This is a genomic window from Stenotrophomonas sp. SbOxS2 (assembly GCF_013416715.1).
GTDB classification, from domain to species: domain Bacteria; phylum Pseudomonadota; class Gammaproteobacteria; order Xanthomonadales; family Xanthomonadaceae; genus Stenotrophomonas; species Stenotrophomonas lactitubi.
Window position 1 is genome coordinate 698,981 of sequence record NZ_JAAVXD010000007.1, and the last position, 26,608, is coordinate 725,588.

General features: G+C 67.3%; 23 protein-coding genes. 13 read left to right on the plus strand and 10 right to left on the minus strand.

What is annotated here, in order from left to right; genetic code table 11:
- Window positions 1–148: 148 nt before the first annotated feature.
- Together HFK18_RS17820 and HFK18_RS17825 are read left to right on the plus strand one after the other, a co-directional pair.
- A complete protein-coding gene (locus HFK18_RS17820; protein ID WP_257216298.1) occupies window positions 149–517 on the plus strand; it encodes a hypothetical protein in 369 nt (122 codons plus the stop codon).
- A 38-nt stretch (window positions 518–555) separates the two neighbouring features.
- Window positions 556–1,086: a nuclear transport factor 2 family protein gene (locus tag HFK18_RS17825; protein ID WP_180167467.1), complete on the plus strand. Its 531-nt coding sequence runs from the start codon at window positions 556–558 to the stop codon at window positions 1,084–1,086.
- 37 nt (window positions 1,087–1,123) lie between these two features.
- On the opposite strand, the gene HFK18_RS17830 is transcribed toward HFK18_RS17825, so the two are convergent.
- Entirely contained in the window at window positions 1,124–1,939 is an 816-nt protein-coding gene (locus HFK18_RS17830) for a helix-turn-helix transcriptional regulator (RefSeq protein WP_180167271.1), read from the minus strand.
- Between the two features lie 77 nt (window positions 1,940–2,016).
- On the opposite strand from HFK18_RS17830, the gene HFK18_RS17835 reads away from it, so the two are divergent.
- The 5 genes from HFK18_RS17835 to HFK18_RS17855 all read left to right on the plus strand — a co-directional run bounded on the left by HFK18_RS17835 (window position 2,017) and on the right by HFK18_RS17855 (window position 6,965).
- Window positions 2,017–3,951, plus strand: a complete 1,935-nt coding sequence (locus tag HFK18_RS17835) for an FUSC family protein (RefSeq protein ID WP_180167272.1) — start codon at window positions 2,017–2,019, stop codon at window positions 3,949–3,951.
- 4 nt (window positions 3,952–3,955) lie between these two features.
- Entirely contained in the window at window positions 3,956–4,171 is a 216-nt protein-coding gene (locus HFK18_RS17840) for a DUF1656 domain-containing protein (RefSeq protein WP_099818682.1), read from the plus strand.
- Window positions 4,168–5,052, plus strand: coding sequence for a biotin/lipoyl-binding protein (locus HFK18_RS17845; RefSeq protein WP_180167273.1), 885 nt, complete (start codon window positions 4,168–4,170; stop codon window positions 5,050–5,052). The genes HFK18_RS17840 and HFK18_RS17845 overlap by 4 nt, the downstream gene beginning before the upstream one ends.
- Window positions 5,049–6,491, plus strand: coding sequence for an efflux transporter outer membrane subunit (locus tag HFK18_RS17850; RefSeq protein WP_343202977.1), 1,443 nt, complete (start codon window positions 5,049–5,051; stop codon window positions 6,489–6,491). The genes HFK18_RS17845 and HFK18_RS17850 overlap by 4 nt, the downstream gene beginning before the upstream one ends.
- A gap of 123 nt (window positions 6,492–6,614) precedes the next feature.
- Complete coding sequence (locus tag HFK18_RS17855) at window positions 6,615–6,965, plus strand: hypothetical protein (protein ID WP_180167274.1); 351 nt, start codon at window positions 6,615–6,617, stop codon at window positions 6,963–6,965.
- Window positions 6,966–7,017: 52 nt separating this feature from the next.
- Here the strand turns inward: HFK18_RS17855 and HFK18_RS17860 are convergent, their stop codons facing one another.
- Window positions 7,018–7,935, minus strand: coding sequence for a M14 family metallocarboxypeptidase (locus HFK18_RS17860; protein ID WP_180167275.1), 918 nt, complete (start codon window positions 7,933–7,935; stop codon window positions 7,018–7,020).
- A gap of 144 nt (window positions 7,936–8,079) precedes the next feature.
- On the opposite strand from HFK18_RS17860, the gene HFK18_RS17865 reads away from it, so the two are divergent.
- From HFK18_RS17865 to HFK18_RS17890, 6 genes are all read left to right on the plus strand, one after another.
- Window positions 8,080–8,733 (plus strand): DUF3348 family protein, encoded by a 654-nt coding sequence (locus HFK18_RS17865; protein ID WP_180167276.1) that lies wholly within the window; start codon window positions 8,080–8,082, stop codon window positions 8,731–8,733.
- A 10-nt stretch (window positions 8,734–8,743) separates the two neighbouring features.
- On the plus strand, window positions 8,744–11,008 hold the full coding sequence (locus HFK18_RS17870) for a DUF802 domain-containing protein (protein WP_180167277.1): 2,265 nt from the start codon (window positions 8,744–8,746) through the stop codon (window positions 11,006–11,008).
- Window positions 11,005–11,664: an OmpA family protein gene (locus HFK18_RS17875; protein WP_180167278.1), complete on the plus strand. Its 660-nt coding sequence runs from the start codon at window positions 11,005–11,007 to the stop codon at window positions 11,662–11,664. Before HFK18_RS17870 ends, HFK18_RS17875 begins: the two co-directional genes overlap by 4 nt.
- On the plus strand, window positions 11,654–12,031 hold the full coding sequence (locus HFK18_RS17880) for a DUF2894 domain-containing protein (RefSeq protein WP_180167279.1): 378 nt from the start codon (window positions 11,654–11,656) through the stop codon (window positions 12,029–12,031). Before HFK18_RS17875 ends, HFK18_RS17880 begins: the two co-directional genes overlap by 11 nt.
- 374 nt (window positions 12,032–12,405) lie before the next feature.
- Window positions 12,406–14,706, plus strand: a complete 2,301-nt coding sequence (locus HFK18_RS17885) for a TonB-dependent receptor (protein WP_180167280.1) — start codon at window positions 12,406–12,408, stop codon at window positions 14,704–14,706.
- A gap of 22 nt (window positions 14,707–14,728) precedes the next feature.
- Entirely contained in the window at window positions 14,729–16,189 is a 1,461-nt protein-coding gene (locus HFK18_RS17890) for an esterase-like activity of phytase family protein (protein ID WP_180167281.1), read from the plus strand.
- A 158-nt stretch (window positions 16,190–16,347) separates the two neighbouring features.
- On the opposite strand, the gene HFK18_RS17895 is transcribed toward HFK18_RS17890, so the two are convergent.
- From HFK18_RS17895 to HFK18_RS17930, 8 genes are all read right to left on the minus strand, one after another.
- Entirely contained in the window at window positions 16,348–16,791 is a 444-nt protein-coding gene (locus HFK18_RS17895; protein ID WP_180167282.1) for a transposase, read from the minus strand.
- A 244-nt stretch (window positions 16,792–17,035) separates the two neighbouring features.
- A complete protein-coding gene (locus HFK18_RS17900) occupies window positions 17,036–17,800 on the minus strand; it encodes a 2,3-dihydro-2,3-dihydroxybenzoate dehydrogenase (RefSeq protein WP_180167283.1) in 765 nt (254 codons plus the stop codon).
- Window positions 17,791–21,669, minus strand: a complete 3,879-nt coding sequence (locus tag HFK18_RS17905; protein ID WP_180167284.1) for a non-ribosomal peptide synthetase — start codon at window positions 21,667–21,669, stop codon at window positions 17,791–17,793. Before HFK18_RS17905 ends, HFK18_RS17900 begins: the two co-directional genes overlap by 10 nt.
- Complete coding sequence (locus tag HFK18_RS17910; RefSeq protein WP_099818699.1) at window positions 21,666–21,923, minus strand: phosphopantetheine-binding protein; 258 nt, start codon at window positions 21,921–21,923, stop codon at window positions 21,666–21,668. The genes HFK18_RS17905 and HFK18_RS17910 overlap by 4 nt, the downstream gene beginning before the upstream one ends.
- On the minus strand, window positions 21,923–22,555 hold the full coding sequence (locus HFK18_RS17915; protein WP_180167285.1) for an isochorismatase family protein: 633 nt from the start codon (window positions 22,553–22,555) through the stop codon (window positions 21,923–21,925). The genes HFK18_RS17910 and HFK18_RS17915 overlap by 1 nt, the downstream gene beginning before the upstream one ends.
- Window positions 22,555–24,207: an AMP-binding protein gene (locus HFK18_RS17920; protein WP_180167286.1), complete on the minus strand. Its 1,653-nt coding sequence runs from the start codon at window positions 24,205–24,207 to the stop codon at window positions 22,555–22,557. The genes HFK18_RS17915 and HFK18_RS17920 overlap by 1 nt, the downstream gene beginning before the upstream one ends.
- Window positions 24,204–25,397 carry an isochorismate synthase gene (locus tag HFK18_RS17925; RefSeq protein WP_180167287.1) on the minus strand — a complete coding sequence of 398 codons (1,194 nt, stop codon included), beginning with the start codon at window positions 25,395–25,397 and terminating at the stop codon, window positions 24,204–24,206. The genes HFK18_RS17920 and HFK18_RS17925 overlap by 4 nt, the downstream gene beginning before the upstream one ends.
- Complete coding sequence (locus HFK18_RS17930; RefSeq protein ID WP_180167288.1) at window positions 25,394–26,590, minus strand: MFS transporter; 1,197 nt, start codon at window positions 26,588–26,590, stop codon at window positions 25,394–25,396. Before HFK18_RS17930 ends, HFK18_RS17925 begins: the two co-directional genes overlap by 4 nt.
- Window positions 26,591–26,608: the final 18 nt, after the last annotated feature.

Here is a 26,608-nt window from a genome sequence, read left to right on the forward strand (position 1 = left end):
ATTAGTGCTAGCGTGCACCGTCAAGCCAGTGATGCAAGGGTGCGCTGCAGGATCGTCTATGACCCCGACATTACCTCCATTTTCAGACCGCATGAGGCTGCTCCTCCTCTTCGCACTCTGCTTAGTACTCACCTCCTGCGATCTGGTAATGGACAGCTCCTACGCCACGAAGCAGGAAGCCGTCGACGCCGAGATGATTGCCAAGGGCTGGATTCCCGCGTGGGTGCCCGAGGAGGCGACCGACCTGCGCGAGGTGCACGACCTCGATTCAAACGTGAGCGCGCTTGCCTTCACCACGCCACGCAGTAAGCAGCTGTTGTTGCCATCCGATTGCCGGCCCGTCGACCACAGCGCTGTCCAGCCGGCACTGTTCAATCGAAGCTGGTGGCCGAGTGAGACCGCTCTGAAGCGCTCCTATACCTTCTTTCGTTGCGAGCCCGAACTCGGCAAGTCGATCTTCGTCGCAACAAGCAGCACAGGCAATCGCGTGCTCTTCTGGCGCACGTACGCTCGCTGATGCGCATGCCCGCCCTCCCCTTCAACCCGACACTACCGATGCACATTCCAGGAACGGTCCTCACCACCCTCGCCCTTTGCCTGTTGCCCTGCCTTCCGGCTTGCGCAGAGCAAAGCACGCCTGCCGATGTAGAAGCGATCGAACAGGTGATCGAGTCCTTCCGCACCTCGCTGATCAACAAGGACAAACCGACCTACATGAGCTTGTTCTTCTCGGATAGACCGGAAGACATCGGCTGGCAGTTCGTGTCCGAGGACCGGCGATTGGCGGACATCCGCACGGCCAAGCCCGATGCGATCAAGGCACGAAAGATCCCATCGAACAACTTCATTTCGCTCATCGATGAGGCCGTGGCCACTGCAGCGCCACGAGAGGAGAAGTTCTTCAACACGAAGATCGACACGGACGGCGATGTGGCATCGGTGTCGTTCGACTACAGCTTCCACGCCAACGGTGCGAAACAGAACTGGGGCAGGGAAATGTGGCAACTGGTCCGCACCGAGCGGGGCTGGAAGATCTTTTCAGTGATCTATTCGATACGTGACAAACGCAGTTCCGCAGAGAGCTGATACTTCCTTTCAGCCAATCAACGTCAGCCAGTCACCATCAACCACCACGCGCAGCAGAATCCTGCCCACGCAGCCGCGCCGCAAAATACCGCGTAGGCGACTGCCCCAGCGCTTTCTTGAACATCGTGATGAACGCTGTCACCGACTCGTAGCCCAGGGTTTCAGAAACCCGCTGCACCGCCGCGCCGCCGGCAAGCTCGCGAATCGCAACCAGCAGGTGCAGTTGCTGCCGCCAGCGCCCGAACGACAGGCCGGTTTCCCGATCAATCAGGCGCGTCAACGTGCGCTCGCCCAGTGCCAGGCGTTTGGCCCATTCACTGATGGTGCTGCGGTCGGCCGGATTGGCCGACAGCGCCGCAGCCAGCGCACGGATCTTGGGGTGATCGCTCACCGGCAGGTACAACCGCTCGGCCGGCATCTGCACCAGTTCGTCCAGCAGCACCCGCGCCAGCCGCTCGACGTGCCCGCCGCGCGGGTAGTCCTGAGGCACATCGGCCAGGTGCAGGATCATCTCGCGCACCATCGGTGAGATCGACAGCGTCACGCAGTGCAGCGGCAGGTCGACGACGCCCGGCTCGACGAACAGATAGCAGAGGCGCGCGTTCGCCGTGGCGCGATTGCTGTGCGGCAGGCTGCCGGGAATCCACACGCCGCACTGCGGTGGCACGATCCACAGGGCATTGGCCACCTCGCAGGTCACCGCGCCATGAAGCGCCAGGATCAGCTGTCCCTTGCGGTGGTCGTGCACCGGAATCTCGGCATCGTGGTCGGCCACCTGCAGGCGGCTGGCCACTGCCGGCCGATCCGTCGCGTCCGGGTCCAGATCAAAGCCAGGCAACGAGATGCGAGTCATTCTCAATGACCAGATTCAGCGATAGGCTGGCATTCTAGCGAAATTCGGCTGCAGGCCTCGCTGAATACGATGGCGGCATGCAGATTCCCGCCCCCACCCGCCCCTGGCTTTCGCGCCCCAGTGCGCTGCTGACGTCGCCGGCATTGAAGGTCGACCGCGAAGCGGTGCTGTTCTCGCTCAAGTGCCTGCTCGCCGCGATCCTCGGGCTGTATGTCTCGCTGCGCATCGGCCTGACCCGCCCGTTCTGGGTAGTCGGCACGGTCTACCTGGTGTCGCAGCCGATGTCCGGCGCAACGCTCAGCCGGGGCCTGTTCCGCCTGCTGGGAACCGTCGGCGGCGCGGTTGCTACGGTGTTGCTGGTGCCGCGGCTCGCCAACGCGCCTTTGGTCCTGAGCGTGGTGCTGGCGGCCTGGATGGGCCTGTGCCTGTACCTGGCCATGCTCGACCGCACACCGCGTGCGTATGCCTTCCTGCTGGCCGGGTACACCACCAGCCTGATCGGTTTCCCGGCGGTGATGGTGCCCGGTGACGTCTTCACCATTGCCATCACCCGCGTGCAGGAAATCTCGATCGGCATTCTTGCGGCAACGCTGGTCCACGGGCTGGTGCTGCCACGCCGGGTCTCGCCGCGCGTGCACGCGCGTGTGGCGTCGATCCTCGGCGATGCGGAACGCTGGACGCAGGACATGCGCGCAGGCGCCAGGGACACGGTACTGGCGGAGGACCGCTCCAAAGTAGCCGCGGACCTGCTCGAACTGCACACGCTGTCCATCCACCTGCCGTTCGACAGCGCGCACGGCGTTGCCCAGGTGCAGATCCTGCGCGCACTGCATGACCGGATGCTCGATGTGCTGATGCAGTCCAGCGCGGTGGATGAATCGATGGCCCAGCTGCGCGCGCAGCCTGCTGGCACGGCAGCATGGCTGGACGTGCTGTGTGCAGCGCTTTGCACACGTCAGGCCGAACTCGATGCTGCGCATCACGACTGCCGGCTGCTGGAAGAGCAGCTGCACGCCGCCCGCCCGGACTGGCGCCGGCGAGTGCCCGTGCACCTCGCCAGCAAGGCGAACGGCCATGTGCTGCATCGTGATCACCGGGTCGCCCTGCGCAGCGCTTTGGGTGCCTTCGTCGGCATCGTGCTGAGCTGCACGCTGTGGATCGCTACCGCGTGGTCCGATGGTGCAACTGCCGTCTCCATCATCGGCACGGCCTGCGTGTTGTTCGGGACCGCCGAGGCACCTGCCGGGCATGTCATGCGCTACCTGATCGGGTCGACCATCGGCGTGGTCATTGGGCTGTTCTACGCACTGGTGATCTTTCCGGGCCTGTCCGATTTCGTCGGCCTGGCCATGGCGCTGGCGCCCGCGCTGCTGGTGTGTGGCTCGTTCCTCGCCCGCCCACCGTTCATCATGGCGGCGTTGGGCGTGGTGCTCACCTTCCCGCTCATTGCAGGATTGGGCGCGACCAATGCCAGCAACATCGTGGGTGCGCTCAACAGCGGCGTCGCGCTGTTCGTCGGCACGGCGGCGGCGCTGTGCAGCATGTCGCTGTTGCAGACCCTGGACAGCAATCGCAGCCGCGCGCGCCTGCAGGATGTGATCAGGCGGGACATCGCCCGTCGGGCGGCCGGGCAGGTGCGAAATGCCAGCGACTGGACAAGCCGCATGGTGGATCGGCTTGCGCTGCTTGCTCCTCGCCTGCGCGGCCATCCGGATGCGGCCCGCACATTGCGGACGATGTTTGCAGACATGCGCGCGGCCAGTGCCGTGGCCGAACTGCGTGTGATCGGCAGGACGCTCAAGGACCGTAGCAGCCGCGAGTGTCATGCGCTGCTGATGCACAGGGCCACCGCCCACTTCCGCACTCCCACTCCCCGCCTGGTGAATGCGCCGCTGCTGGAATCGCTCGAACGCACACGCGACGCCGTCAGCACTGGCAGCGCGCCCGGAACCGAGCATGTTCTTGCACTGCTTTCCGGCCTGCGCCGCGACCTGCTCGCTCATGAGGACTGATGCGATGTTCTCCGATATCTCCATCGATGGCGTCTTCGTTCCCGGCCTGCTGGCGGTGGCGCTCATCGCGTTGGCCCTGTCGATGATGGCCTCGCGGCTGCTGGCAAGCCTCGGGCTGTACCGGCTGTTCGCCTATCGCCCGCTGGTGGGCCTTTCGCTGTTCGTGATCCTGGCGGAGCTGTTGATCCAGCTCGCGCCCCTGTTCGAGAAACTGAAATGAAACACGTGCTGAGTGTCCTTGGCCGCTGGAGCGCAACGCTCTGCCTGTTCGCCGTCGCCGTCATCGCGGCCCTGTCCCTCTGGAACCGATACGAAACGCAGCCCTGGACGCGCGATGGCCGGGTACGCGCGGATGTGATCCGCGTGGCGTCGGACATGGGCGGACTGGTGACCCAGGTGCTGGTGCAGGACAACCAGCGAGTGAAAGCCGGGCAGCTGCTGCTGGTGCTGGACCAGCCGCGCTATGCCGCCGCGCTGGAGAAGGCCGATGCCGCAGTGAGCAGTGCGCAGGCCACGCTCACCCTTGCCCGCCGTGAATCGAAGCGGGATATCGCGCTGGGCAATCTGGTCGCCTCGGAGACACGCGAGCGCAATGCGGCCAAGGTCGATACTGAAGTGGCCGGTCTGGCCCAGGCCCGTGCGGAGCGGCGGGTGGCACTGTTGAACGTGCAGCGCACCGAAGTGCGCGCCAGCGCCGATGGCACCGTCACCAATCTTGATCTCCATCCCGGTGACTTCCTGCAGCCGGGCGCCCAGGCCCTGGCCCTGATCGACAGCAGCAGCGTGAGGGTCGAAGGCTATTTCGAGGAAACCAAGCTCAACTGCATCAGCGAAGGCGATGCCGCGGTCGCGCGCCTGATGGGCGATGGCCGCGACGTGCGTGGGCATGTCGAGAGCATCGCCGCCGGTATCGCCGACGACCAGCGCTCGAGCACCCACAACCTGCTGCCGTCGGTCGCGTCGACCTATACCTGGGTGCGGCTGGCGCAGCGGATACCGGTCCGCATCCGCCTGGATGACGTTGCCCCGGACAGCCGCCTGATCGTGGGCAGAACCGCCAGCGTGACCATCACTCCGCGCGCGCAAGGGGCCTGCAAGTGATCGGCACCGCATCACGCGCGGGCGTGCTCGCCTGTGCGCTGTCGCTGGCCGGCTGCGTGTCCGGCCCCGACTACACACTTCCGGCCAACGCGGTCGCCGCCGCCCCGGCGGCCCGCCGCGCATTCGTATCGGGGCACGAGGCTGCCTACATACAGGCCGAGCCGCCGGACCGCTGGTGGCAGCTGTACGACGATCCACGGCTCGATGCCTACGTCAGCGAAGCGCTGCGGGCCAACACCGATCTACGCGCGGCCGACGCCAACCTGCGGCGCGCCACGGCGATGGTGCTGCAGGTCCGGGCCGAGGGCTCGGTAGGCACCGACGCCGACGCATCGGCCACGCTGGCCCGCGCCGGGGGATACACCTCCCCTTCCTCGCCACCGCAGGTGTACGCGCTCGGCATCCACCTGTCCTACCCGCTGGATCTGGCCGGTGGCATCCGCCGCGGTATTGAAGCCGCCAGCGCGGATGCAGAGGCCGTCGCTGCGGCACGTGACCAGGTGCGGGTGGTTGTCGCCGCCGCCGTCACCCGCGCCTATGTCGGCATCTGTTCGACCAACCTTACCCTGGCGGCGACGCAGCGGGTGCTCGATACGCAGCGCGCCACGTTGGACGCCACCACCCGCTTGGCGGCCGGCGGACGCGGAACCGAATTTGACGTGAGCCGGGCGCGCGCGGCGGTCAACCGCAGCGCGGCGGCTGTGCCGCATCTGGTTGCCGAGCGGCAGGCAACCCTGTTCGAACTGGCAGCACTGATGGGCCGACTACCAGCGGACTACCCGCAGGACGTCGCCAACTGCCAACAACCGCCGCGCCTGCAGCAGCTGATTCCTGTCGGCGATGGCAGCCAGCTGATCCAGCGTCGCCCGGATATCCGTGCGGCGGAGCGCAGCTTGGCGGCCGCCACTGCGATGATCGGCGTGGAAACGGCGGCGCTGTATCCACAAGTGAGCATCGGCGCGTCCGCTGGCATGGCAGGTTCATTCAAGAAGCTGCTGGGCAGCGACAGCATCGGCGCGTCCATCGGACCGCTGCTGTCGTGGCGCTGGCCGAACCGCCGCGCAACCCACGCACGGATCGACGCTGCCGGGGCCAACGCCGATGCTGCGCTGGCATCGTTCGATGGCGCGGTGCTGGATGCGTTGCGGCAGACCGAAACCGCGCTGTCGGCGTATGCGCAGGAGATCGATCGCGAGCACAGCCTTGCCCTCGCCCGCGACGACGCGGCACGTGCGAGCGGCCAGGCCGGGCAGCTGTACCGGTTCGGCAGGATCGGCTTCCTCGATGTGCTGTCTGCCGAGGCCGCGCTGGCCGATGCAGAATCCGCACTCGCAGCGTCGCGTGCGCAGCGGGTGGACCGTCAGGTGGATCTGTTCCTGGCGCTGGGTGGGGGTTGGGCCGGTTCCGGGCACGAGGGGCGGCCAAGCGTTGTTCCGTAACGCTGCCCATCATGAAAGGATGCGAGCTTCGCGATGATTTCGACATCGACGTATCCAGCATTGAAACTACACCGGTCTCCACCCCGCCACTTGTGGCGCTGCTCGCTGAGGATATCGTTCAACATGCGGCCCACACCTGAAACCCTTTCACGCGTCAAGGAAGTCATCAATGCATGGGGTGACCCTGCCGCTCTCGCCGCCTTCGCGCTGAAGCGGCAGGGATGTGTTGATTCGAACGGAGGCTTCGGCATCGTCTATCCCGACGACCTGGATGAATATCAGCGGGAGGTGGAAGGGCTGTTCATCCCCGACGGCCAGGTCGAGCTCTACGGCTTCTGGGGACCAGCGCATGGCGGGTACGCGTTTCTTGTGGCCGAGAAACGGTACCTTGCCGTTCTTGCCGAACAGCTGCAGTCACTTGGGCTGGTCGACGACGCCGACCGCCTTCGCGCGCAGGCCGAACGCATCGACTGATCCTGCAGCCGACCGCAGCAGCCGGGCGTGGCCCGGCGCTACGGCACAGCCATCAATTGGCCAGGGCGAAATCCAACCCCGCACACACCGCCGCAACCTGGGCGTCGTTGCATTCCTGCGGATTGGTGCGCGGGCTGTCCGGGTACACCTCAGTGGTGGTGGCATACAGCGCATCGGTGAAGCCAGCACATGCACCGATGGAACGCGACTCGCCCCACACCACGCCCGGCGACTGCAGCGGCATGCCCACCAGATTGCCTTCGGCGTCGGCCGGGGCAATGTGGGTGATCGGGGCCACGGCGGCGATCAGTGCCTTCTGGAATTCGTGCTGCGGGTCTTCGCTGTTGCCGATCACATAGAAGCCATCGGGAATGGTGTCGCGCTCGAACGGCTTGCCGTCGCGGGCGCAACGAGCCGGGTCGAACTCGTGCAGGTCGCTGTCGGTGGTCTCGTGCAGGTCCAGGTGGACGCGGATGTTGGCCTTGCGTTCGGCCACCCAGCGCATCAGCGAGGCGGCTTCCTCGATCAGGCCGCCGTCACGGAAGCTGCGGTTGGGGTCGATGGCATTGGGATTCCAGCGCTGGATGCGCTCGTAGCCCCACGGGCTCACGCACGGGGCGACGATCAGGTTGAAGCGGCCCAGGTAACGCTCGGCGTGCTGTTCCAGGAACTGCAGGGCGCCATGCACACCGCTGGTTTCGTAGCCATGCACGCCGCCGGTGACCAGCGCGGTCGGCAGGGCCGGGTTCCAGTCGTGGTTCACCACCGCAAACAGCGGGTAGTGGTCCGGCGCGTAGTCGAGCTGACCGTACTGGACCACGTCGAAGCGCTCGTCCAGCCGCTCCAGCGCGGTCACCACGTCTTCATGGTAGCTGCGCTGCCGCTGCTGGCGGGCCAGCCACTGCGCGCGTTCGGCGTCGCCCCAGGGCTGTCCGGGGGTGCCGATCGGGTAGAACTGCGCAACGGTCATCTCAAGCTCCAGAAGTCGGGGTGCGGTGGTACAGCCGACCATTTTAAGCCCTGCGGCCCGATCGTTGCTGCCCCTCCGCCCCGCCTTCATACGGCCGGCTTCATCTGGTTGTAAAATCAACGGTTTTTGGCCCCCACCCCCTTGATGGCGAACGCAGCGCAGCCGGTCCTGGGTGGACCGGACTTCCTCCGTCTGCTCGCCCGTCTCAGCGACGGCGCGATGCCGGCCTCCAGTCCCGCCCTGACCGATCGCCTCGGCCAGTGGGTGGACTGGAGCCGTGCCGTGGCCCTTGCTGGGGCGCTGGATGGCCGCCTGGCTGAACCGGCCGAGGCCGCCGAAGCGCTGGATGATCTGCTGGCCGACTGCGCCCAGGCCGAAGCTAGTCTGTTGGCCTCGCTGAGCGAGGATGCCGAGGCCGAGCGCCTGCTGGACCTGGCCGAGGCCGCTGCGGCACCCAACTTCGCTTCGCTGCGGCAGCGCTACCGCGTGCTGCAGCAGGCCATCCAGACCGCCACCGGCCGCCTGCGCGGCCGCCTGCGTGACCAGCTGGTGCTGGCATCACCGGAGCTGGCGCGGCTGGCCGAGGTCGATGCGGTGATGGAACAGACCTTGAGCCCGCGCGAGCACAGCCTGCTCGCCACCGCCCCGGCGGTGCTGGGCGCCCGATTCGAACGCGTGCACGGCCAGCCCGGCTGGCGCGCGTCCTTCCGCCACGACATGCGCACGCTGCTGCTCGCCGAGCTGCAACTGCGCTTCCACCCGATCCAGGGGCTGCTTGCCGCCCTGCGCTCACACTGACCGGAACACCATGTCCAGAACTGTTTTCCACGTCCTTGTCTTCCTTGCTGGCCTGCTGGCCGTGTGCTGGATCGGTGTCGGCTATGTCTCGGTTCACCCGCTGGGTGCGGCCGTGGCCGCGATCATTGCGGCCTGCTACATCGCCGGTGGCGTGGAGCTGTACCGCTACCGGCAGGCCAGCAATGGCCTGCGCGCCGCGCTGAATGACGTTTCGCTGGCCAGGGACAGCCTGGCGCCGTGGCTGGAGCGTGTGCCGCTGGGCCTGCGCAATGCGGTGCGCCTGCGCGTGGAGGGCGAACGCACCGCCCTGCCCTCTCCGGTGCTGACCCCTTATCTGGTGGGCCTGCTGGTGCTGCTGGGCATGCTCGGCACGCTGCTGGGCATGATGGACACCCTGCGCGGCACGGGCCTGGCCCTGCAGAGCGCTACCGACATGGCCGCCATCCGCGGCTCGCTGGCCTCGCCAGTGCAGGGCCTGGCGGTGGCGTTCGGCACGTCCATCGCCGGTGTCGCCAGTTCGGCCATGCTGGGCCTGTTGTCGGCGCTGCTGCGCCGCGACCGCCTGCAGGTGGTGCAGCAGCTGGACCGCGCCATCGCCACTGACCTGCATCCGTATTCGCAAGCCTGGCAGCGCGCCGAGTCGCTGCGCCTGCTGCAGTCGCAGTCCGCTGCGCTGCCTGCGCTGGTCGATCGCCTGCAGGCGATGACCAGCACCTTCGAACAGCACAGCGCGGCCGCCAATGAGCGCCTGCTGGCGGGCCAGGCCGAATTCCTGGCGCAGAGCCAGGCGTTGCAGGAACGCCTGGCCACCTCGCTGCAGCAGTCGCTGCGCGAAGGCGCCGAAGCCAGTGCCGCCGCCATCGGGGGCGCGCTGCAGCCGATGGCCGAAGCCACGCTGGCCGGTCTGGCCAGCCACGGCCAGGCGCTGCATTCGCGCGTCGAACACGCGGTGCAGCAGCAGTTGAACGGCCTCACTGAAGGCTTCGAGCGCAGCCGTGTGGCCACCGAGGCCAGCTGGGCCAACGTCGTGGCCGAGCAGACCGGCGCGCAGCAGGCACTGGTGTCTGAACTACGCCAGCATCTGCAGGCCTTCAGCGAAGGCCAGAGCGCGCAGAGTGAAGCGCTGGTGGTGCGCATCGGCGAGCGCCTGCAGGCCGACGCCAGCGGCAACGCCGACGCCTGGCGTGCCGCTGCCGAACAGCAGCATGCATTGAACAATGAACTGGTCGAGCGTCAGCAGCAGGCACTGCAGCGTGCCAGCAGCCACCTGGACGAACGTGCGCAGGCGCTGCTGCAGGCGCTGGATGAGCGCCACGCCGCCGGCCAGTCGCTGCTGCAGGACCACGAACAACAGCGCCTGCAGGACTGGCAGGCTGCACAGGCCGCCACCGCCACGGCGCACGCCGAACTGCAGGCGGGCCTGGATGCACGCGAACAGCAGCGTCAGGCACGCTGGGACGCGGTGAGTACCGAGCTGCAGCAGGCGCATGCCGCATTGCAGGCTCAGCTGGTGGCCGCTGACGAACAGCGCCTGCAGCGCTGGAGCGATGCGTTGCAGAACGTTTCGACCGACCTCGCCGAGCGCCTGCAGGCCGATGGCGAACGCTTGTCCACGCAGCAACAACAGGTGTGCGACACGCTGGCGCAGACCGCGCAGCAGATCGGCGAGAACGGCCGCGCACAGGCCAGCGCCACGCTGGCCGAAGTGTCCACCTTGTTGCAGACCGCGGCTGAAGCGCCGAAAGCCGCGGCCGAGGTCATCAACGAACTGCGCAGCACCCTGTCCGAAAGCCTGGTGCGCGACAACGCGATGCTGGAGGAGCGTGGCCACCTGCTGGCCACGGTGCAGACCCTGCTGGAGGCGATCAACCACGCCTCGCACGAGCAGCGCACGGCCGTGGACGCGCTGGTCGGTGGTTCGGCTGAACTGCTGGAACGCGTCGGCAACCGCTTCACCGACCACATCGCGGCCGAGACCGGCAAGCTCGATGGCATCGCCACCCTGCTCAACGGCAGTGCCGGTGAGGTGGGTCAGCTGGCCGGCACCTTCGGTTCTGCGGTCGAGCAGTTCGGCACCGCCTCGGCGGAGCTGTCGGGACGCCTGGAGCAGATCGGCGGTGCGTTGGATGCCTCGCTGGCGCGCAGCGATGAGCAGCTGGCGTACTACGTGGCACAGGCGCGCGAGGTGGTCGACCTCAGCCTGCTGTCGCAGAAGCAGGTGATGGAAGAACTGCAGCAGCTGGCCGCGCGCCGCGGCAAGGCCGGCAGCGCATGAGCGACGAGCTGGAGGTCGATGGCGGCTCGCACGCCCCGATCTGGGCGGCATTCGGCGATCTGATGTCGGTGCTGCTGGGTGCGTTCGTGCTAATCCTGGTCGGCGTGGTCGCCGTGCAGCTGGAGCTGTCGCAGCGGCTGGACCAGGAGGTCAAGCAGCGCCAGGCCGAGGCCAAGCGCCTGCAGACACTGGAACAGGCGCTGGCCGGTCCGCTTGCCGCCGGCCGGGTGACGCTGGTGGACGGTCGCATCGGCATCAGCGGCAACGTGCTGTTCGCGCTGAACTCCGACCAGCTGCAGCCGGAAGGCCAGGAGCTGCTGCGCAGCCTTGCCGGGCCGCTGGCGGCGTACCTGGGTTCGCGCGAAGAAATCCTGATGGTCAGCGGCTTCACCGATGACGCGCCGGTACGCCAAGGCAACCGCCGCTTCGCCGACAACTGGGAACTGTCCGCGCAGCGCTCGCTGACGGTGACCCGGACCCTGATCGCCGACGGTGTACCGGCCGATGCGGTGTTCGCCGCCGCCTTCGGCAGCGAGCAGCCGGTCAGTTCCAATGCCAGCGAAGATGGCCGCGCGCGCAACCGCCGCGTGGAGATCGCGCCGATTCCCAAGCCCAAGGCGGCTGCACCGGGTGAAAAGAGCGGCGATGGCAGCTGAGTCCTCGCCATTGGATGGACTGCGTGCGCTGGTGTGCGAACTGGATGCCGGCTCGCGTGCACTTGCGCACTATCCGCAGGTGCCGATGCTGGAAGAGGTGCGCCGAGAGTGGTCCGAACTGCGCAGCGAGCTGCAGGTGCGCCGCTCGCTGCGCACCGAGGCCCCTGCCGACGGCGGCCCGCTGAACTCGGCAGTGCTGGTGCAGCGCATGCTGGACACGATGCAGGCAACCAGCCCCGGGTATCTGCGCCACTTCATCGACTACGTCGATACGCTGTCGTGGCTGCAGGCGTTGCAGGATGGTGCAGCCAGCGTTGCGGATACCGCAAAGCCGAAACGCACACGCAAGCCACGCAAGGCGGATTGAGCGCGCGTTGACGCCGACCTCGATCGGCACTTCTGGACACGGCAATCTCGATCCGCGCTTCTGGTAGATGCCAACCTTGGTTGGCGCTCCACAAACCGGGTAGCGCAGCGTCCATTCGACGCTGCGCATGCCAACCTAGGTTGGCATCTACCACAGCAGTGCGCCGGTCGATCCAACGTTCAAAGCAGTGCCGCCACCCGGCCCAGTCGCAAGCACAGATGACGATGTCACCAGACAGTCATCTGTCTAGCGCACCATTTTCACGTTGATCGAACGGCGCCTCCGGCGTCTGTGATCGCATCGCGTGTTTCCCCTTTCATCTGCCTGAGCTCCGTTTCCACGCGGCGGCTCGCGCCTGCCTGAGTGCCTGCTCCATGACCAAGACCCTGTTGGCTGCTGCGTTGTCCCTTGCCCTTGCGCCGACCGCATGGGCGCAGCAGGCGCCGTCGGCCACCGACCTCGATGCCGTTTCAGTCATCGGCAGTGGCGAGGCGCGCCAGGTGCAGCGCATCACCCGCGAGAACCTGGACATCCTGCCGCCTGGCACCAGCCTGCAGAAAACGCTGAACCTGCTGCCGGGCGTCAACGCGCAGTCGGCCGACGCGCTGGGTACCAACGAACAGTCGATGACCCTCAGCCTTCGCGGCTTCAACGCCACCCGGCTGGGTTACACGCTGGACGGCGTGCCGCTGGGCGACGGTGCGTACAACAACTACAACGGCCTGACCATCAACCGTGCGCTGATCAGCGAGAACATGGCGGGCGCCGAGCTGGCCGTGGGCATCGGCAGCCTCGGCACGCCGTCCACCAGCAACCTCGGCGGCACCATTTCCTATACCTCCGACCGGCCGGCGCAGGAACTGGGCGGCCGCGTGGTGCAGACCTTCGGCAGCGATGCCAACCGCCGCACCTTCGTGCGCGTGGACAGCGGCGAGTACAACGGATTCTCCGGCTACGTGTCGGGCATGAACGCGGTCTCGGACCTGTGGAACGACCAGACCGCGTACAACACATCCACCACCAGGCAGTTCAACGCCAAGGGCGTGTGGAACTTCGGCAGCGGCCAGATCACCGGCTTCGTCGACACCTCGCGCACCAGCCAGGCCGACTACTTCTACCTGTCCAAGGACGAGATGTCCCGCGGCCTGGGCTGGGACTGGGGCGGCTACGCACCGGACTGGAACAAGGCCGTGGCCAAGGCCTACTGCAACACCGCCAGCCTCAACGCGAAGAAGTGCGACAACAGCGGTCCGGGCAAGGACGCCGACGGCGCCTTCACTGCCGGGCAGATCCTGCGCGATGACAACCTGTACTACCTGGCCGGCGACTTCTTCCTCGCCGACGGCTTCGCCCTGCGGGCGCTGGCCTACCACCACGACGATCGCGGCGAAGGCCACAACTGGAACAGCGGCGCCTGGTCGAACAAGGGCACGGCGCAGGAAATCCCGATCATTTTCCGCAACACCATCTACACCATCGACCGCGACGGCGGCACGCTGTCGTTCGACTGGGAGCTGGGGGCGCACCGCATCGAAGGTGGCGTCTGGTACGAACGCAACACCAGCAGCGCCGAACGCTACCAGACCGCAGTGGACGGCCCACGCGACCTCAGCGGCATGAACACCCTGCCCTCGGATGTGGGTGTGTTCGCCCAGCGCACGCGTTGGAAGACCCACCAGTTCTTCCTGAAGGACACCTGGCGCCTGCTTGACGACCGTCTGACCCTGGAATTCGGCGCCAAGAGTCCGCATGCCACCTCCGACGCGCAGGCGCTGCCCGGCGATGCGAGGACACCGATCTCGCCGAGCTCGAACAACCAGTTCGCCACCGGCTCGCTGAAGGCCAGCAAGAACTTCCTGCCCAGCGTTGGCGCCAACTTCCGCCTCAGCGAGCATCACGAAGTGTTCGCCAGCTACGCCGAGAACATCGCCATGTTCCAGGGCGGCTTCAAGCTGGGCCCGCAAGCGGTCAGCCAGGCCACCTGGAACGCGCAGGGCAACCTGAAACCGGAAGAATCGCGCTCTCTGGAAGCGGGCTACCGCTTCGTCACCGACACGCTGCAGGCATCGGTCGCTGCCTACAGCGTGCGCTTCGACAACCGCCTGCTGCAGTACAACCCCTGCGACTCGCGGCAGCCGGTCGGACCGACCTGCGGCAACCGCTTCTACAACGTCGGCGGCGTCGACAGCCGCGGTGCCGAACTGACCGTGCTGTGGACACCGAACGAGCACTTCAGCTGGTACACCTCGGCATCGCTGAACCGCTCGACGTATGCCTCCAACTACGTCCAGGCTGGCGTCGAGCAGCAGATCAAGGGCAAGATCCAGACCGACACGCCCAAGCAGCTGCTGGCCACCGAGATCACCTGGCGCGACAACGGCTGGTTCGCCAGCCTGCGCGGCAAGTACACCGGCGAACGCTTCTACACCTATACCAATGACCAGGGCTTCGGCGGCTTCACCGTGTTCGACCTGGCCGGTGGCTACGATTTCGGCCAGGTCGGCTTCGCCAAGGGCATGCGCCTGTCGCTGAACGTCACCAACCTGGGCGACAAGCGCTACGCCAGCAACCTGGATTCGAGCGTATTCGCACCCAGCGACCCGTCGGGCAAGTTGTATGTGTTCCATGCGTCGGCACCGCGCCAAGTGTTCGGTACCATCGACGTCCGCTTCTGATCGCCGGCCGAGGAGTCCATCGATGTCCGCTACTGCCCTGCTGCTGGCCGCGCTCTCGGTCAGCGGCTACAACGCACCGCATGAAGCCCGCGGCATGCCACCACGCGCGGTGGACGTAGGCAGCTTCACCTACGTGGACAAGGGATTGGTCGCCGCCGGGCGATTGCCGGCAGGCACCGTGGACTTCCTCGGCGATACGCTGGGCTCGTTCTCGTCGTTGGCGATACAGCCGGGCACGTGGCGGCGCACCGCGCGCGGCTACCAGGGGGTGCTGTGGACGCTGCCCGACCGCGGCCGCAACGATCCGGAGGCCGGCCTGTTCTACGACTACGCCGGCCGCCTGGAACGCATGAAGCTGCGCATCGACTGGCCGCAGGGAACGTCCAAGGGCTTCGGCGTGGTGGCGATGACGCCCGACAAGGGCCTGGTGCTGAGGGACTACAACGGCCAGCCCTTCACCGGTGCCGACCCCGGTGATCACACGATCAACCAGCGTGGCGTGGTGCTGCCCTCGCCCGCCGTGGGCCCGGGGGCCGGCAAGGTCGCGCTCGATGCGGAATCCCTGCAGTTCACTGCCGACGGCCACTTCTACATCGGCGACGAGTACACCGCCAACGTCTACTACTTCGATGCACAGGGCCAGCTGCAGGGCGTGATCGTGCCGCCGCTGGCGATCCAGCCACAACGTGATGGCAAGCCTGCCTTTGGATCGTTGACTCCGCCGCAGACCGGGCGCCGCAACAACCAGGGCGTGGAAGGCATGAGCCTGTCGCCCGACGGCACACGGCTGTTTGTTGCCCTGCAGAGTGCGCTGATCCAGGACAGCGCGGTGGGCAATGCCGCCGGCCGCATCAATACCCGCGTGCTGGTCTACGACGTGTCGGCCAACCCGACGCCGACGCAGCCGGTCGGCCATCACGTGATGGTCCTGCCCGCCTATGCCCATGACGGCAAGGGCAAGCTCGACCGTACCGCTGCACAGAGCGAGCTGCGTGCGCTGGACAACGCGCGATTCCTGATGCTGGCGCGCGATGGCAATGGCCTGGGCAAGGATGGCGACGACCCGATCGTCTATAAATCGGTGCTGCTGGTGAACGTGGCGCAGGCTTCCAATCTGGTGGATACGGAATATGAGACCGGCACGGCATCGGTGCTGGCCGATCCGGCTGATGCGATCTTGAAGACCGGCATCGTGCCCGCCAACGTTAAAGAGGTGCTGAACCTGCTCGACCGGCCACAACTGGCCCGGGCCGGGCTGGACCTGGATACAGGGCGCGGCCCGCACCCGGGACTGCTGTCGGAGAAATGGGAAGCGATGGACGTATTGCCGGCGCTTGATCCAGAGCACCCCAACGACGTACTGCTGCTGATCGGCAACGACAATGACTTCATCGCACGCAGCTGCCGCATGCAGGGCGAGCACTGCGACAGTGCGTACGACAACGACAACCGCGTGCTGGTCTATCGGCTCACCCTGCCATAGTGCCAGCCGCTGGCCGACAGCCTCATGAATCCCGCCCCCTGCTAGTGCCGGCCGCTGGCCGGCAGCCTTATGAACCCCGCCCCTGGTAGTGCCGGCCGCTGGCCGGCAGCCTGGCGATGCTTCCGGAGATTCATGAGGTTGCCGGCCAACGGCCGGCACTACCAGATCGACCACGCGTAGGGATATTCGCCAATCTCCCTGGCCAGGCCGGCTCGAATGGGATTTCCCAGGATATACAGAGCCTGGCGATGCAGCGACTCCTCGGCCCTGACCGCGTGATCGAAGTATCCGGGCTGCCAGACCACGCCACGATGACCAGCCAACCGATTCAACGCCAACGCACTGGAGGACTTGAACCGACGGGCGATGCCCGACAGCTCAGACGCGCGCAGTTGCAGCATCCAATGCACATGATCCGGCATCACCACCCAGGCGAGCGACTGAACAAGGCCTTGTCGCTCCAGTTCCTGAAACTGGCGGGACACACAGCCTGCGGTGGCGTCGCATTCAAAGCGACGGTGGCGTTGGCTAGTCGTCGTGGTCAGCACGTAGATCTGGCCGATGATGGAACGCCGCCCGTGGCGCAGGAGATTGCTGCTCATGGCCCATCGTGGATCAGGCAATCATCGCTGGCTGTCGGGGAACATCGCGGCATTGCATGAGGATGGTGCTGATAGTTTGCTGAGATTGCCGTCCAGCGGCCGGCACTACCCGACACAGAAATCCATCGCAGCTGACCCATGGTAGTGCCGGCCGCTGGCCGGCAACCCCATGAACCTCCGGACGCATCGCCTGGCTGCCGGCCAGCGGCCGGCACTACCTGCGCCCCTATCGGGGCTCTGCATCTCACCCGCGCAGCGTGGCGCCACCATCCACGTACAGGTCACTCATCGCTACGTGGCCGGCCTGCTCGGACAGCAGGAACATCACCGCTTGTGCGATGTCCTCCGGCGTGGCCAGCTTCCGCAACGGAATGCCCGCCTTGTAGGTGGCGGGATTGCCAGCGATCACCCGCGCCGCGCCCTGCTCGTCTTCCCACATGCCGGTCTGCATCGGGGTCAACGTGGAGCCCGGCGCAACGATGTTGCAGCGGATGCCCAGCGGCGCCAACTCCAGGCCCAGACAGCGGGTGAACATCGTCGCTGCCGCCTTCGAGGCGGCATAGGCGGCCATGCCGTGCCGTGGCACGCCCGCCGCGTTGGAGCTGACGGTCACGATGGCGCCTTGCCTGCGCGGTGACATCACCCGCGCCAGTGCGCGACCGACATGGAACACACCATCGGCATTGACCGCGAACACCCTGCGCCAATCCGCGTCGCTGGTGTCCACGACTTCGCCGACATGCAGCACGCCAGCCACGCTGGCCGCCAGCATGATCGGCCCCACCGTGGCTTCCACCTGGTCGATCAGGGCTTCCACGGCTGCACCGTCGGTAACGTCAAGTGCGAAGGCCTGCACGCGCCCATCGTCGGTCGCCAGCGCAGGCCGCTCACGATCGGTCGCCACCACCCGGCACCCTGCGTCCAGCAGCTGCCCCACCAGTGCCGCGCCGATACCGCCGGCTGCGCCGGTCACCAGCGCCACGTTTCCTTCAAAACCCGTCAACTGCACGTTGCATTCTCCTGTTGCCTGTCCCACTGCTGCAGACGCGCCGATAGCCAGGGTGCCAGCTGTGCCACGGCATCACGCCCGGTCAGTTCGGCGTGCAGGAACGGCAGCTCGATGGCATCCACCTGCAGCGCATGGGCCTTCCACAGTGCGGACTGCAACTGTGGCCGTGCCTGATGATCGCGTCCGGCGCGCACATGCGCCAGCGTTCCCACGAAGGGTCGGTGCTGGTGTTCGCGGATCAGTCGATTGGTTCCGGTCACCGCCCGCACCACACCGTCGAGCACCACCTCGGGCAGGCTGCCCAGCGCGCTGCCGCCGCGCCGCAGGAAGGCGAGGATGCGCGCGCGGTCGTCCAGCTCGGGATGCGCGTCAGGATCGTGCCCGGCGATGGCCAACAGCGCCCGCAGCGCCGCGATCGGGTCGGGCTCCGGTTCGGCACGCCAGCAATCGCTGGGATAGGCATCGAGCAGCACCAGTTCGCCGACCTCGCGGCCGATGTCGTGCAGACGCACCGCCATCGCCTGCGCAAGGATGCCGCCGACCGACCAGCCGAGCAGATGGATCGGCCCCTGCGGCTGCAGCGTGATCACCCGCTGCACATAGTCGTTGGCCATGGCCTCGATGCTGCCTGGCAGCGGTTGCGTGGGATCGAGTGCCGGTGATTGCAGCCCGTAAACCGCGCGCGTTGGCTGCAACGCCCGCGCAAGCGCGCGGTAGTTCCATGCAATGCCGCCGGCCGGGTGCAGCACGAACAAGGGCGCCACGGTTGCCTCGTCGGACGCAGACAGCGCAATCACCGGTCCCAACGCGTGATCGGCACGTGCCGGAGGCTCAGCAATGCGTGCCGCCAGCGCGGCAACGGTCGGCTGCGCGAACAGCGCGCCGAGGCCCAGCTCGCAACGCCAGCGCTGCTCGATGGCCAGCAGCAGGTGCACGGCCGAAAGCGAGTCGCCACCGAGACTGAAGAAATCCACATCGACGGCCACGGGCGATTCACGCCCCAGCGCCTGCGCGAACAGCCCGGCCAGTTCCTGCTCCAGCGGCGTGCGCGGTGCCTGCCCTGCGACTTCCTGCTGCGGCGGCTTCGGCAGCGCAGCGCGATCCAACTTGCCATTGGCAGTCACCGGCCACTGATGCACGCCTACGAACGCAGACGGCACCATGTAGTCGGGCACCCGCGTCAGCAGATGACTGCGCAGCACCGCTGCATCCGCCTGAGTCGACGGCACATAGGCGACCAGCCGCGCCTCGCCGGGAAGATCATCGCGCAACAGCACTTCCACCCGGTCCATGCCAGGCAGCTCGCGCAACGCCGCTTCGATCTCGCCGAGTTCGATGCGCAGGCCGCGCAGTTTCACCTGGTGGTCGCTGCGCCCCAGGTATTCGACAGCACCGTCGGCCCGCCAGCGCGCCACGTCGCCAGTACGATAGATGCGTTCACCCGGCAGGAACGGATCGGCCAGGAAGCGCTCGGCCGTCAGGTTGTCGCGGCCGAGATAGCCGCGCGCCAACTGCACACCACCAAGGTAGAGGTCACCTGCCACGCCCACCGGCACGGGCTGCATCCGTGCGTCCAGCACATACAGGCGGGTGTTCCAGACCGGGAAACCGATCGGCACCGGGCGCGAGCAATCATCGGCCGACGCCGGCCACCAGCTCACATCCACAGCAGCTTCGGTCGGCCCGTACAGGTTATGTAGTTCGGATTGCATCCTCGCGTGGAAGCGATCACGCAGGGCGGCATCCAGCGCCTCGCCACTGGTGAACACGCGCCGTAGCTGCAGGTCCTGTGAGGCCGGTGCAGCCAGGAACGCATCCAGCATCGACGGTACGAAATGCGCGGTGGTGATGCCATGCACGCGGATCAATCGCGCCAGCTCGGTCGGGTCACGGTGTGCGTCCGGCCCCGCCAGCACCAGCGTCGCGCCACACAGCAGTGGCAGGAAGAATTCCCAGACCGATACGTCGAAGGTTGCCGGGGTCTTCTGCAGAATCCGGTCGTCGGCACCGATGCCGTAGTGCTCGCGCATCCACAGCAGGCGATTGACGATGGCGCGGTGCTCGATCACCACGCCCTTGGGCTCGCCGGTCGAACCGGAGGTATAGATCACATAGGCCGCATCGTCGCCCATCGGGCCCGGCCAGGGTGCGGCGAAGCTCACATCGGTCCACTGCTCCGGCGGCAGCACCGGTTCGTCTGCCATCCGGGACTGCGCGCTGGCCTCTGCCAACACACAGACCGGTTGCGCCGACGCCAGTATGCGCGCCAGGCGCTCAGCCGGATGCGCAAGGTCCAATGGCAGGTAGGCGCCACCTGCGCGCAGTACCGCCAGCAGCGCCACCACCAGTTCCAGCGAGCGCGGCAGTGCTACGGCGACGATGGTGCCCGGCCCCACGCCCAGCGAACGCAGCTGCGCGGCCAGGGCGAAGCTGCGCGCCTCCAGCGTGGCATGGTCCAGCGTCGTATCGCCGAACACCAGCGCCGGTGCCGACGGATCACGGTCCATGCCCTGCTGCAGCAGTTCGACCAGGGTGGTGTCAGGCAGCGGATGGGCGGTGGCATTGAAGCCATGCAGGACCTGCCTGGATTCTTCCGGCGTGGCCAGCGGCACCGCCGCGATGTCTTCGGCCTGCAGCGCCGCCGACACGAAATGCAGCAGCCGCCGGGCATGCGCCTTCACCTCGTCCAGATCGTACAGGGCGGGGTTCGCTTCAATCTCCAGATCCAGCAGGGTCTGTCCATCTCCACGGAAGCCCAGTGTCAAATCGTCCACCGGCCCGGTGCTCAGCACCTCCAGCGAGGCCCGCACACCCGGCAGCGCCAGCGGCTTGTAGAAGGGCTGTACGTTGATCAACGGCCCATGCAGGCGGTGCTGTGCGCCGACCAGCCCAAGGTCACGACGCAACTGCTCGCCACGGTAGCGACCATGCTTGCGGCCCTGGCTAAGCTGGCGCCCGATGCGCCGGCAGAATTCCTCGACGCTGTCCTCGCCGCCCGCCACCCGCAGCGGCAACACGTTCATCACCATCGCCGGCACCCGCGCCGCGACGCTGCCCAGCCGCGCCATGTAGGGCACGCCGAGCACGACTTCCCCGGACGCGCTCATGCGGCGCACATACTCGGCGGCCAATGCAGCGAGCACATCCGGCCACGGCTGCAACCACGATGCCGAAACCTGTAGCAGGCGGTCGCGGAAAGCAGGGTCCACCGGCTGCACCCAACGCACGGCATCGTCACTGGCAGCGGCGGTTCCGGCCAGGCCGGTGGAGGCCGGCGCGCCCTGCAGTGCCTGCAGCCACCACTGCCTGTCGGCGTCGCGGCGCGCATCGCTGCGGTAGCTGGCATCGTCGGCCAGCACGCCCGCCAGCGCTGGCAACGCGCTACCGGTGCGGCCCGCATACAGTGCGCATACACGGTCAGTAAACAGCGCCATGCCATAGCCATCGGTGGCCAGGTGATGCACGCGCAGGTACCAGGCCCAGCGCTGGCCGCCCAGGTTGAACAGCACCTGCTGGCTCAGTCGATCGCGGGTCGGATCAACTACGCTGGAGCGATCGGCCTGCATCGCGGCGCGTGCCGTCTGCTGCGGATCGGCCGCAGCAGCAACATCGCGCAGCTGCAGTGATGGCACCCGCGTGGATTCATGCCATTGCACCGGCTGGCCGTCCTCGGCCTCGGCGAAACGCAAGGCCAGCGCCTCGGCCTCGGCCGCGGCCTGATTGGCGGCGGCAGTGAACGCCACTACATCCAACGGACCCTCGATCCACACCGCATGCGCGGTATTGAATGCAGGGTTTTCCGGTGCAAGCCGCTGGGCAAACCACAGCCCGGCCTGCGCCTCGGTCAGCGGCAGCGGCGATCCGTTCATGCCGTCTGCGAAGCCTGCAGCTGCTGCACCACCGCCCACCATTGGCGCAGCGTGGTGTGTTCGGCCAGCTGCGAGAACTCCAGTGGCAGCCCGGTGTTGCCCCAGGCCAGCACCAGTCCCAGCATGCGCATCGAATCCAGATCCAGATCGATCAGGTTATCATCGTCACCGATGTCGGCCGCCTGGCAGTCCAGTACGCGGGCGACGTCGGCGCGCATGCGCTCCAGCGTCAAGGTTTCGGTCGTCGCGTTCATCACAATGCTTCCAGCAGCTTGTCGGTGGTCATCGGTACGCCGCAGGTGCGGGCAATCCAGTGCAGCGCCTGATCGTGGTCGGCACGCGAGAAATCAGCCACGGCATCGGCAGCGATGAAGGTCTCTATGTCGCGCTGGAACGCCTCCACCGCCGTGGCGGTGCATCCGATGTGCGCGTACACGCCGGTGATCAGCAGCTGATCGCGGCCACGCACGCGCATCAGCGTTTCCAGATTGCTGCGCTGGAATGCGCTGTAGCGGTGCTTGACCAGCACATGCTCGCCCGGCGCAGGTGCCAACGCGTCGATGATCGGCTCGTGGTCGGCACGACGGCCCATGCCCGGGCCCCACAGGTCTGCCTGCAGGCCGCGGTCACGGCGGTCCTGGTCGCCGTGCTGGGCGGTGTAGAAGACGGGAATGCCGTGTGTACGGCAATGCCCAAGCAGCCGCGCGATGTTGTCCACTGCCGGCCGCAGCGGCGCATTGCCCGCATCGAAGGCGGCAAGGAAATAGCGCTGCATGTCGTGCACCAGCAAGGCAACACGATCACGCTGGGGGCGCCAGGCGCCACGCGCCTGCGGCAGTTCCGCGGCGGTCGGCAGGGAATACGGGGCAATACGGGGCAGCGCCATCAGCGCGTTCCTCCTGTCTGTTGCAGATGACGCGCACGCAGCTGCGCGCGCAGTTCGCGGCGGCTGATCTTGCCAACCGCCGTGGTATCGAAGCTGTCCACGAAAACAATCTGATCGGGCACCTTGAACGCGGCCAGGCCACGTCCGCGCATCCACGCCTTCAGCGCTGGCGCCTTGATCGCCTCGCCCTGCTGGATCACGAAGGCACAGCTGCGCTCGCCCAGATAGTCGTCGGGAATGGAGACCACGGCAGCATCGAACACGCTGGCATGGGCCAGCAGATGGTCTTCGATCTCCTCGGCAGAGATCTTTTCGCCCGCCCGGTTGATGTGGTCGCCGGCACGGCCCTGCACCACCAGGTAGCCTCCGGGCAGCTGCTGCACGCGGTCGCCGGTGCGATAGAAACCATCGTCAGTGAACGAGCGTGCATTCGCCGCCGCATCGTTGTGGTAGCCGCGGATGGTGTACGGGCCCCGCGTGAGCAGATGGCCAACCTCGCCTTCGGCAACAGGCTGGTCATGGTCATCGACCACGCGCACTTCATCATCGGCGCTGATCGGCCGCCCCTGGCAGGCAACGATCAGTTCCTGCGGATCATCCAGCCGGGTGTAGTTGACCAGGCCTTCGGCCATGCCGAAGACCTGCTGCAATGTGCATCCAAGGCCATCAATGACCCGCCGTGCAGCCTCCGGCACCAGCTTCGCGCCACCGACCTGCAGTACCTTCAGGCTGGACAGATCGTGCTTGCTGGTCGCCGCCGCCTGCGCCCACAGCAGCGCCAGCGGCGGTACCAGACCACAGCAGGTCACCTTCTCGCGCGCGATCAGCGGGAATGCCGCATCCGGGCCCGGGCCCGGGCTGAGCACCACGCGGGCGCCGGCGTACAGCGCACCGAAGAAACCCGGTGAACTCATCGGGAAGTTGTGTGCCGCTGGCAGCGCGACCAGGTACACGCTGTCGCGGTCTATACCGCAGATTTCGTTGCTGGCGCGGAACGAGTAGATGTAATCGTCATGCGTGCGCGGAATGAGCTTTGACAGCCCGGTGCTGCCACCGGAAATCTGCAGGAACGCCACCGACTGCGGATCAGGATCGGCCGGCAGCTGACTGCGGTCGCCCTGCAGTGAGTCCAGCGCGACGAACTCGGCTGCGTCGCCATCGATCAGCACGTGGCGCACCGCCGGCACGTCCGCCTGCAGCGCGCGCGCCAGGCCCCGATGATCGAAGCCCTCATGTACATCGGTGCTGATGTAGGCACTGGCCTCGGCCTTGCGGGCGAAGTGGGCCAGCTCGGTGATGCGATGCGCCGGCAGTGCGTACACCGGCACCAGCCCGGCGCGGAACAGCCCGCAGATGGTACTGATGAAACTGGCGCTGTTGCCCAGCTGCACCAGCACGCGCTCCCCGGGTTGCAGGCCCAGCGCGAGCAGGCCGGCACCGATGCGCCCGGCCTCATGCCAGAGCTGCGCATAGCTCAAGCGCACATCGCCAGCCACCACCGCGATGTCATCGGCATGGCGCTCGGCGCGTTCGCGCAGGAAACCGGGGAAGGTTTCGCCGCGCCAATGACCTGCGGCCCGATAGCGCGCAACCAGCGCTTCGGGCCATTGCTGCTGCAGCGGCAGGCGGGAATCAACGGTGGACGGCGTCATGCGGATACCTCGATCAGGGGCAGCGGGTCCTGCACGCCCAGTGCGTTCAACAGCGCAGCGAATTTGGCGGCGGTCTCGGCGACCTCGGCGTCAGGCTGCGAGTCGGCGACGATGCCGGCGCCGGCATACAGGCGCAGCTGGGTGCCCTGCAGGCGCGCGCAGCGGATCGCCACATACCAGTCGCCGTCACCCTGTGCATCCAGCCAGCCTACGGCGCCGGCATAGAAGCCGCGCGGTACCGGTTCCAGCGCACGGATGCGCTGCAGTGCTTCCAGCCGCGGGGTACCGCAGACGGCCGGGGTGGGATGCAGCTCGGCCAGCAGGGTCGCCGCCGAGGTGGCAGCGTCCTTCAGCGTGGCGTGGATGCGTGTTCCCAGATGCCACATGCTGGCGGTAGCGTGCAGCACCGGGCGCGGCTGCGCCTCGATGTGGCTGCACCACGGCGACAGGCCATCGACGATGGCCTCCACCACATGGCGGTGTTCGTCGTGATCCTTTGCCGATGCCAGCAGCGCCTGCGCGGCGCGCTCGTCGGCGGCCGGGTCAGCACTGCGTCGGGCCGAACCGGCAAGCGGGTGCGACAGTACCTGCGCACCGCGTTTGCGCAGCAGCAGCTCCGGCGTCGCCCCCACCAGCCACGCCGGCGCCTGGCCGACGTCCACCGGCAGCGGCACGGCGTAGGTCGCCACCGCAGGATCGGTGCCCAGGCGGGCCAGCAGCATTTCCGGCGACAGCGCCTGCTGCGTGTGCGCCACCAGGCTGCGCGCCAGTACCACCTTGTGCAGCGCCGGGTTGGGTGTGCGCATCACGCTGACCGCGTCGGCCACCGCCGCTGCATAGTCCTGCGCGGACGGCTCGGCGGTCAGCGCTCCGGACAGCGCTGGCGCTGCCTGTGATTGCACGGGCAGCGCCGGCAGCAGCCGCTCGGGCTGGTACAACGCATCATCGGCACGCGGCTCGAACGGCACCGCGCCGACCAGCAGGCCCGGGCCACCGCGCTGCTGCGCGAAGAACGTCGCCACGCGCTCGGCCAGCGTGGCCAGCGCGCCCGCCGGCAAAGGTGCGCGGCAGCCCCGCGCGTGCATCTGCTGATCGGCCTGCCGCAGCAGGAACAGCGGTGCTTCAGCGCTGGGCTCCGGCAGCATCGACGCAGCCTCCGGCCACGCGCCCTGCATCAGGGAATCGTTCATGTCGTCTCCTTCATCCGATACGCTGCGGCAAGCACGCACAGCACCAGCAGCAGCACGCCGACCAGCAGATAAGGCAGGCTGGCCCCGCCGCGATACAACAGGGTGCCGAGCATCGGCCCGGCCACCATGCCCAGGCCCTGTGCCGCCGCGACCGTGCCAGCCGCCGCGCCCTGTTCGTGCGCCTGCACCGCATCGGCGGCCAACGCCTGGAACGAGGGAAACACGAAGCCCATGCCGAACGCCGCGAGCGCGTAGGCCGCCGGCAACTGCCAGGTCTGCTGCACCGCGGCCACCGAGGCGAAGCCGATGCCGGCGATCAGTGCGCCGAGGATGATCCAGTGCCGGGGATGCACGTCCAGCTTCATCACCAGCCCCTGCGCGAGGATCAGGCCCACGCCCACTGCAGTCAGGGCGATGCCGGCCATGCGCGCGCCTTCGGCTGCATCCAGGCCGAAGCGATCAATGGCGAAGAAGCCGACCGTGACCTGGGCGATGGTGACCGAGACCATCGCCACGAATGCAGCCATCTGCGGCAGGCGCAGCCGCGGATCGAGGCGCGACAGTGGTACGCGGTTGCGGTTGTGTGCGGCTGCCAACGGTGGCGTGGCCGGCAGGCGCCAGGCCAGCAGGCCCAGCGCGAGCAGCGGCAACAGCGCAGCCACGTACAGCGCCAGCGGCAGGTTCTTGTAGGCGAGCCATCCGGCAGCAGCCGGACCCAGCACCATGCCCAGCGCGTTGGCGCTGCCCAGGCGGGCGAGGAATTTCGCACGTTGGCCGCTGGGTGCCTTGTCGGCAATCAGCGCAGCAGCGGTCGGCGGCACGGCCGCGTAGAACAGGCCGATCAGGCCACGCGCACCTACCAGCACCAGCACCGAGACCAGCACGGGCGGTATCGTCTGCAGCGCGACATCGATGAACACCGCCAGCGCGATGTAGACCACGGTGTAGGCACTCATCGCCAGCATCAGCACGCGCTTGCGGCCGATGCGGTCGCTGAGCTGGCCCCACGGGCGCGCGGCGAGCATCCACAACACACCCGCGGCCGTGACCGACAGACCGGCATGCCATTCGGACAGGCCCAGCAGGCGGACGACCGGGCCGATGACGGCGACGAAGGACATCATCGCCATGGTGCCGATCAGGGCAGCCAACACCAGCGCCGGCAAGCCGGGAACCACGGGACGTGCATGCATGGAACACCAACCGTAACC

Excerpts from the sequence above, each read along its gene's own strand:
- HFK18_RS17910 (WP_099818699.1), bottom strand. The coding sequence starts at position 21,923 with ATGAACGCGACGACCGAAACCTTGACGCTGGAGCGCATGCGCGCCGAC.
- HFK18_RS17895 (WP_180167282.1), bottom strand. The coding sequence starts at position 16,791 with ATGAGCAGCAATCTCCTGCGCCACGGGCGGCGTTCCATCATCGGCCAG.
- HFK18_RS17925 (WP_180167287.1), bottom strand. The coding sequence starts at position 25,397 with ATGAACGATTCCCTGATGCAGGGCGCGTGGCCGGAGGCTGCGTCGATG.
- HFK18_RS17830 (WP_180167271.1), bottom strand. The coding sequence starts at position 1,939 with ATGACTCGCATCTCGTTGCCTGGCTTTGATCTGGACCCGGACGCGACG.
- HFK18_RS17825 (WP_180167467.1), top strand. The coding sequence starts at position 556 with ATGCACATTCCAGGAACGGTCCTCACCACCCTCGCCCTTTGCCTGTTG.
- HFK18_RS17870 (WP_180167277.1), top strand. The coding sequence starts at position 8,744 with ATGTCCAGAACTGTTTTCCACGTCCTTGTCTTCCTTGCTGGCCTGCTG.
- HFK18_RS17855 (WP_180167274.1), top strand. The coding sequence starts at position 6,615 with ATGCGGCCCACACCTGAAACCCTTTCACGCGTCAAGGAAGTCATCAAT.
- HFK18_RS17840 (WP_099818682.1), top strand. The coding sequence starts at position 3,956 with ATGTTCTCCGATATCTCCATCGATGGCGTCTTCGTTCCCGGCCTGCTG.
- HFK18_RS17920 (WP_180167286.1), bottom strand. The coding sequence starts at position 24,207 with ATGACGCCGTCCACCGTTGATTCCCGCCTGCCGCTGCAGCAGCAATGG.
- HFK18_RS17875 (WP_180167278.1), top strand. The coding sequence starts at position 11,005 with ATGAGCGACGAGCTGGAGGTCGATGGCGGCTCGCACGCCCCGATCTGG.
- HFK18_RS17865 (WP_180167276.1), top strand. The coding sequence starts at position 8,080 with ATGGCGAACGCAGCGCAGCCGGTCCTGGGTGGACCGGACTTCCTCCGT.
- HFK18_RS17880 (WP_180167279.1), top strand. The coding sequence starts at position 11,654 with ATGGCAGCTGAGTCCTCGCCATTGGATGGACTGCGTGCGCTGGTGTGC.
- HFK18_RS17890 (WP_180167281.1), top strand. The coding sequence starts at position 14,729 with ATGTCCGCTACTGCCCTGCTGCTGGCCGCGCTCTCGGTCAGCGGCTAC.
- HFK18_RS17905 (WP_180167284.1), bottom strand. The coding sequence starts at position 21,669 with ATGAACGGATCGCCGCTGCCGCTGACCGAGGCGCAGGCCGGGCTGTGG.
- HFK18_RS17930 (WP_180167288.1), bottom strand. The coding sequence starts at position 26,590 with ATGCATGCACGTCCCGTGGTTCCCGGCTTGCCGGCGCTGGTGTTGGCT.
- HFK18_RS17820 (WP_257216298.1), top strand. The coding sequence starts at position 149 with ATGGACAGCTCCTACGCCACGAAGCAGGAAGCCGTCGACGCCGAGATG.
- HFK18_RS17885 (WP_180167280.1), top strand. The coding sequence starts at position 12,406 with ATGACCAAGACCCTGTTGGCTGCTGCGTTGTCCCTTGCCCTTGCGCCG.
- HFK18_RS17845 (WP_180167273.1), top strand. The coding sequence starts at position 4,168 with ATGAAACACGTGCTGAGTGTCCTTGGCCGCTGGAGCGCAACGCTCTGC.
- HFK18_RS17860 (WP_180167275.1), bottom strand. The coding sequence starts at position 7,935 with ATGACCGTTGCGCAGTTCTACCCGATCGGCACCCCCGGACAGCCCTGG.
- HFK18_RS17835 (WP_180167272.1), top strand. The coding sequence starts at position 2,017 with ATGCAGATTCCCGCCCCCACCCGCCCCTGGCTTTCGCGCCCCAGTGCG.
- HFK18_RS17915 (WP_180167285.1), bottom strand. The coding sequence starts at position 22,555 with ATGGCGCTGCCCCGTATTGCCCCGTATTCCCTGCCGACCGCCGCGGAA.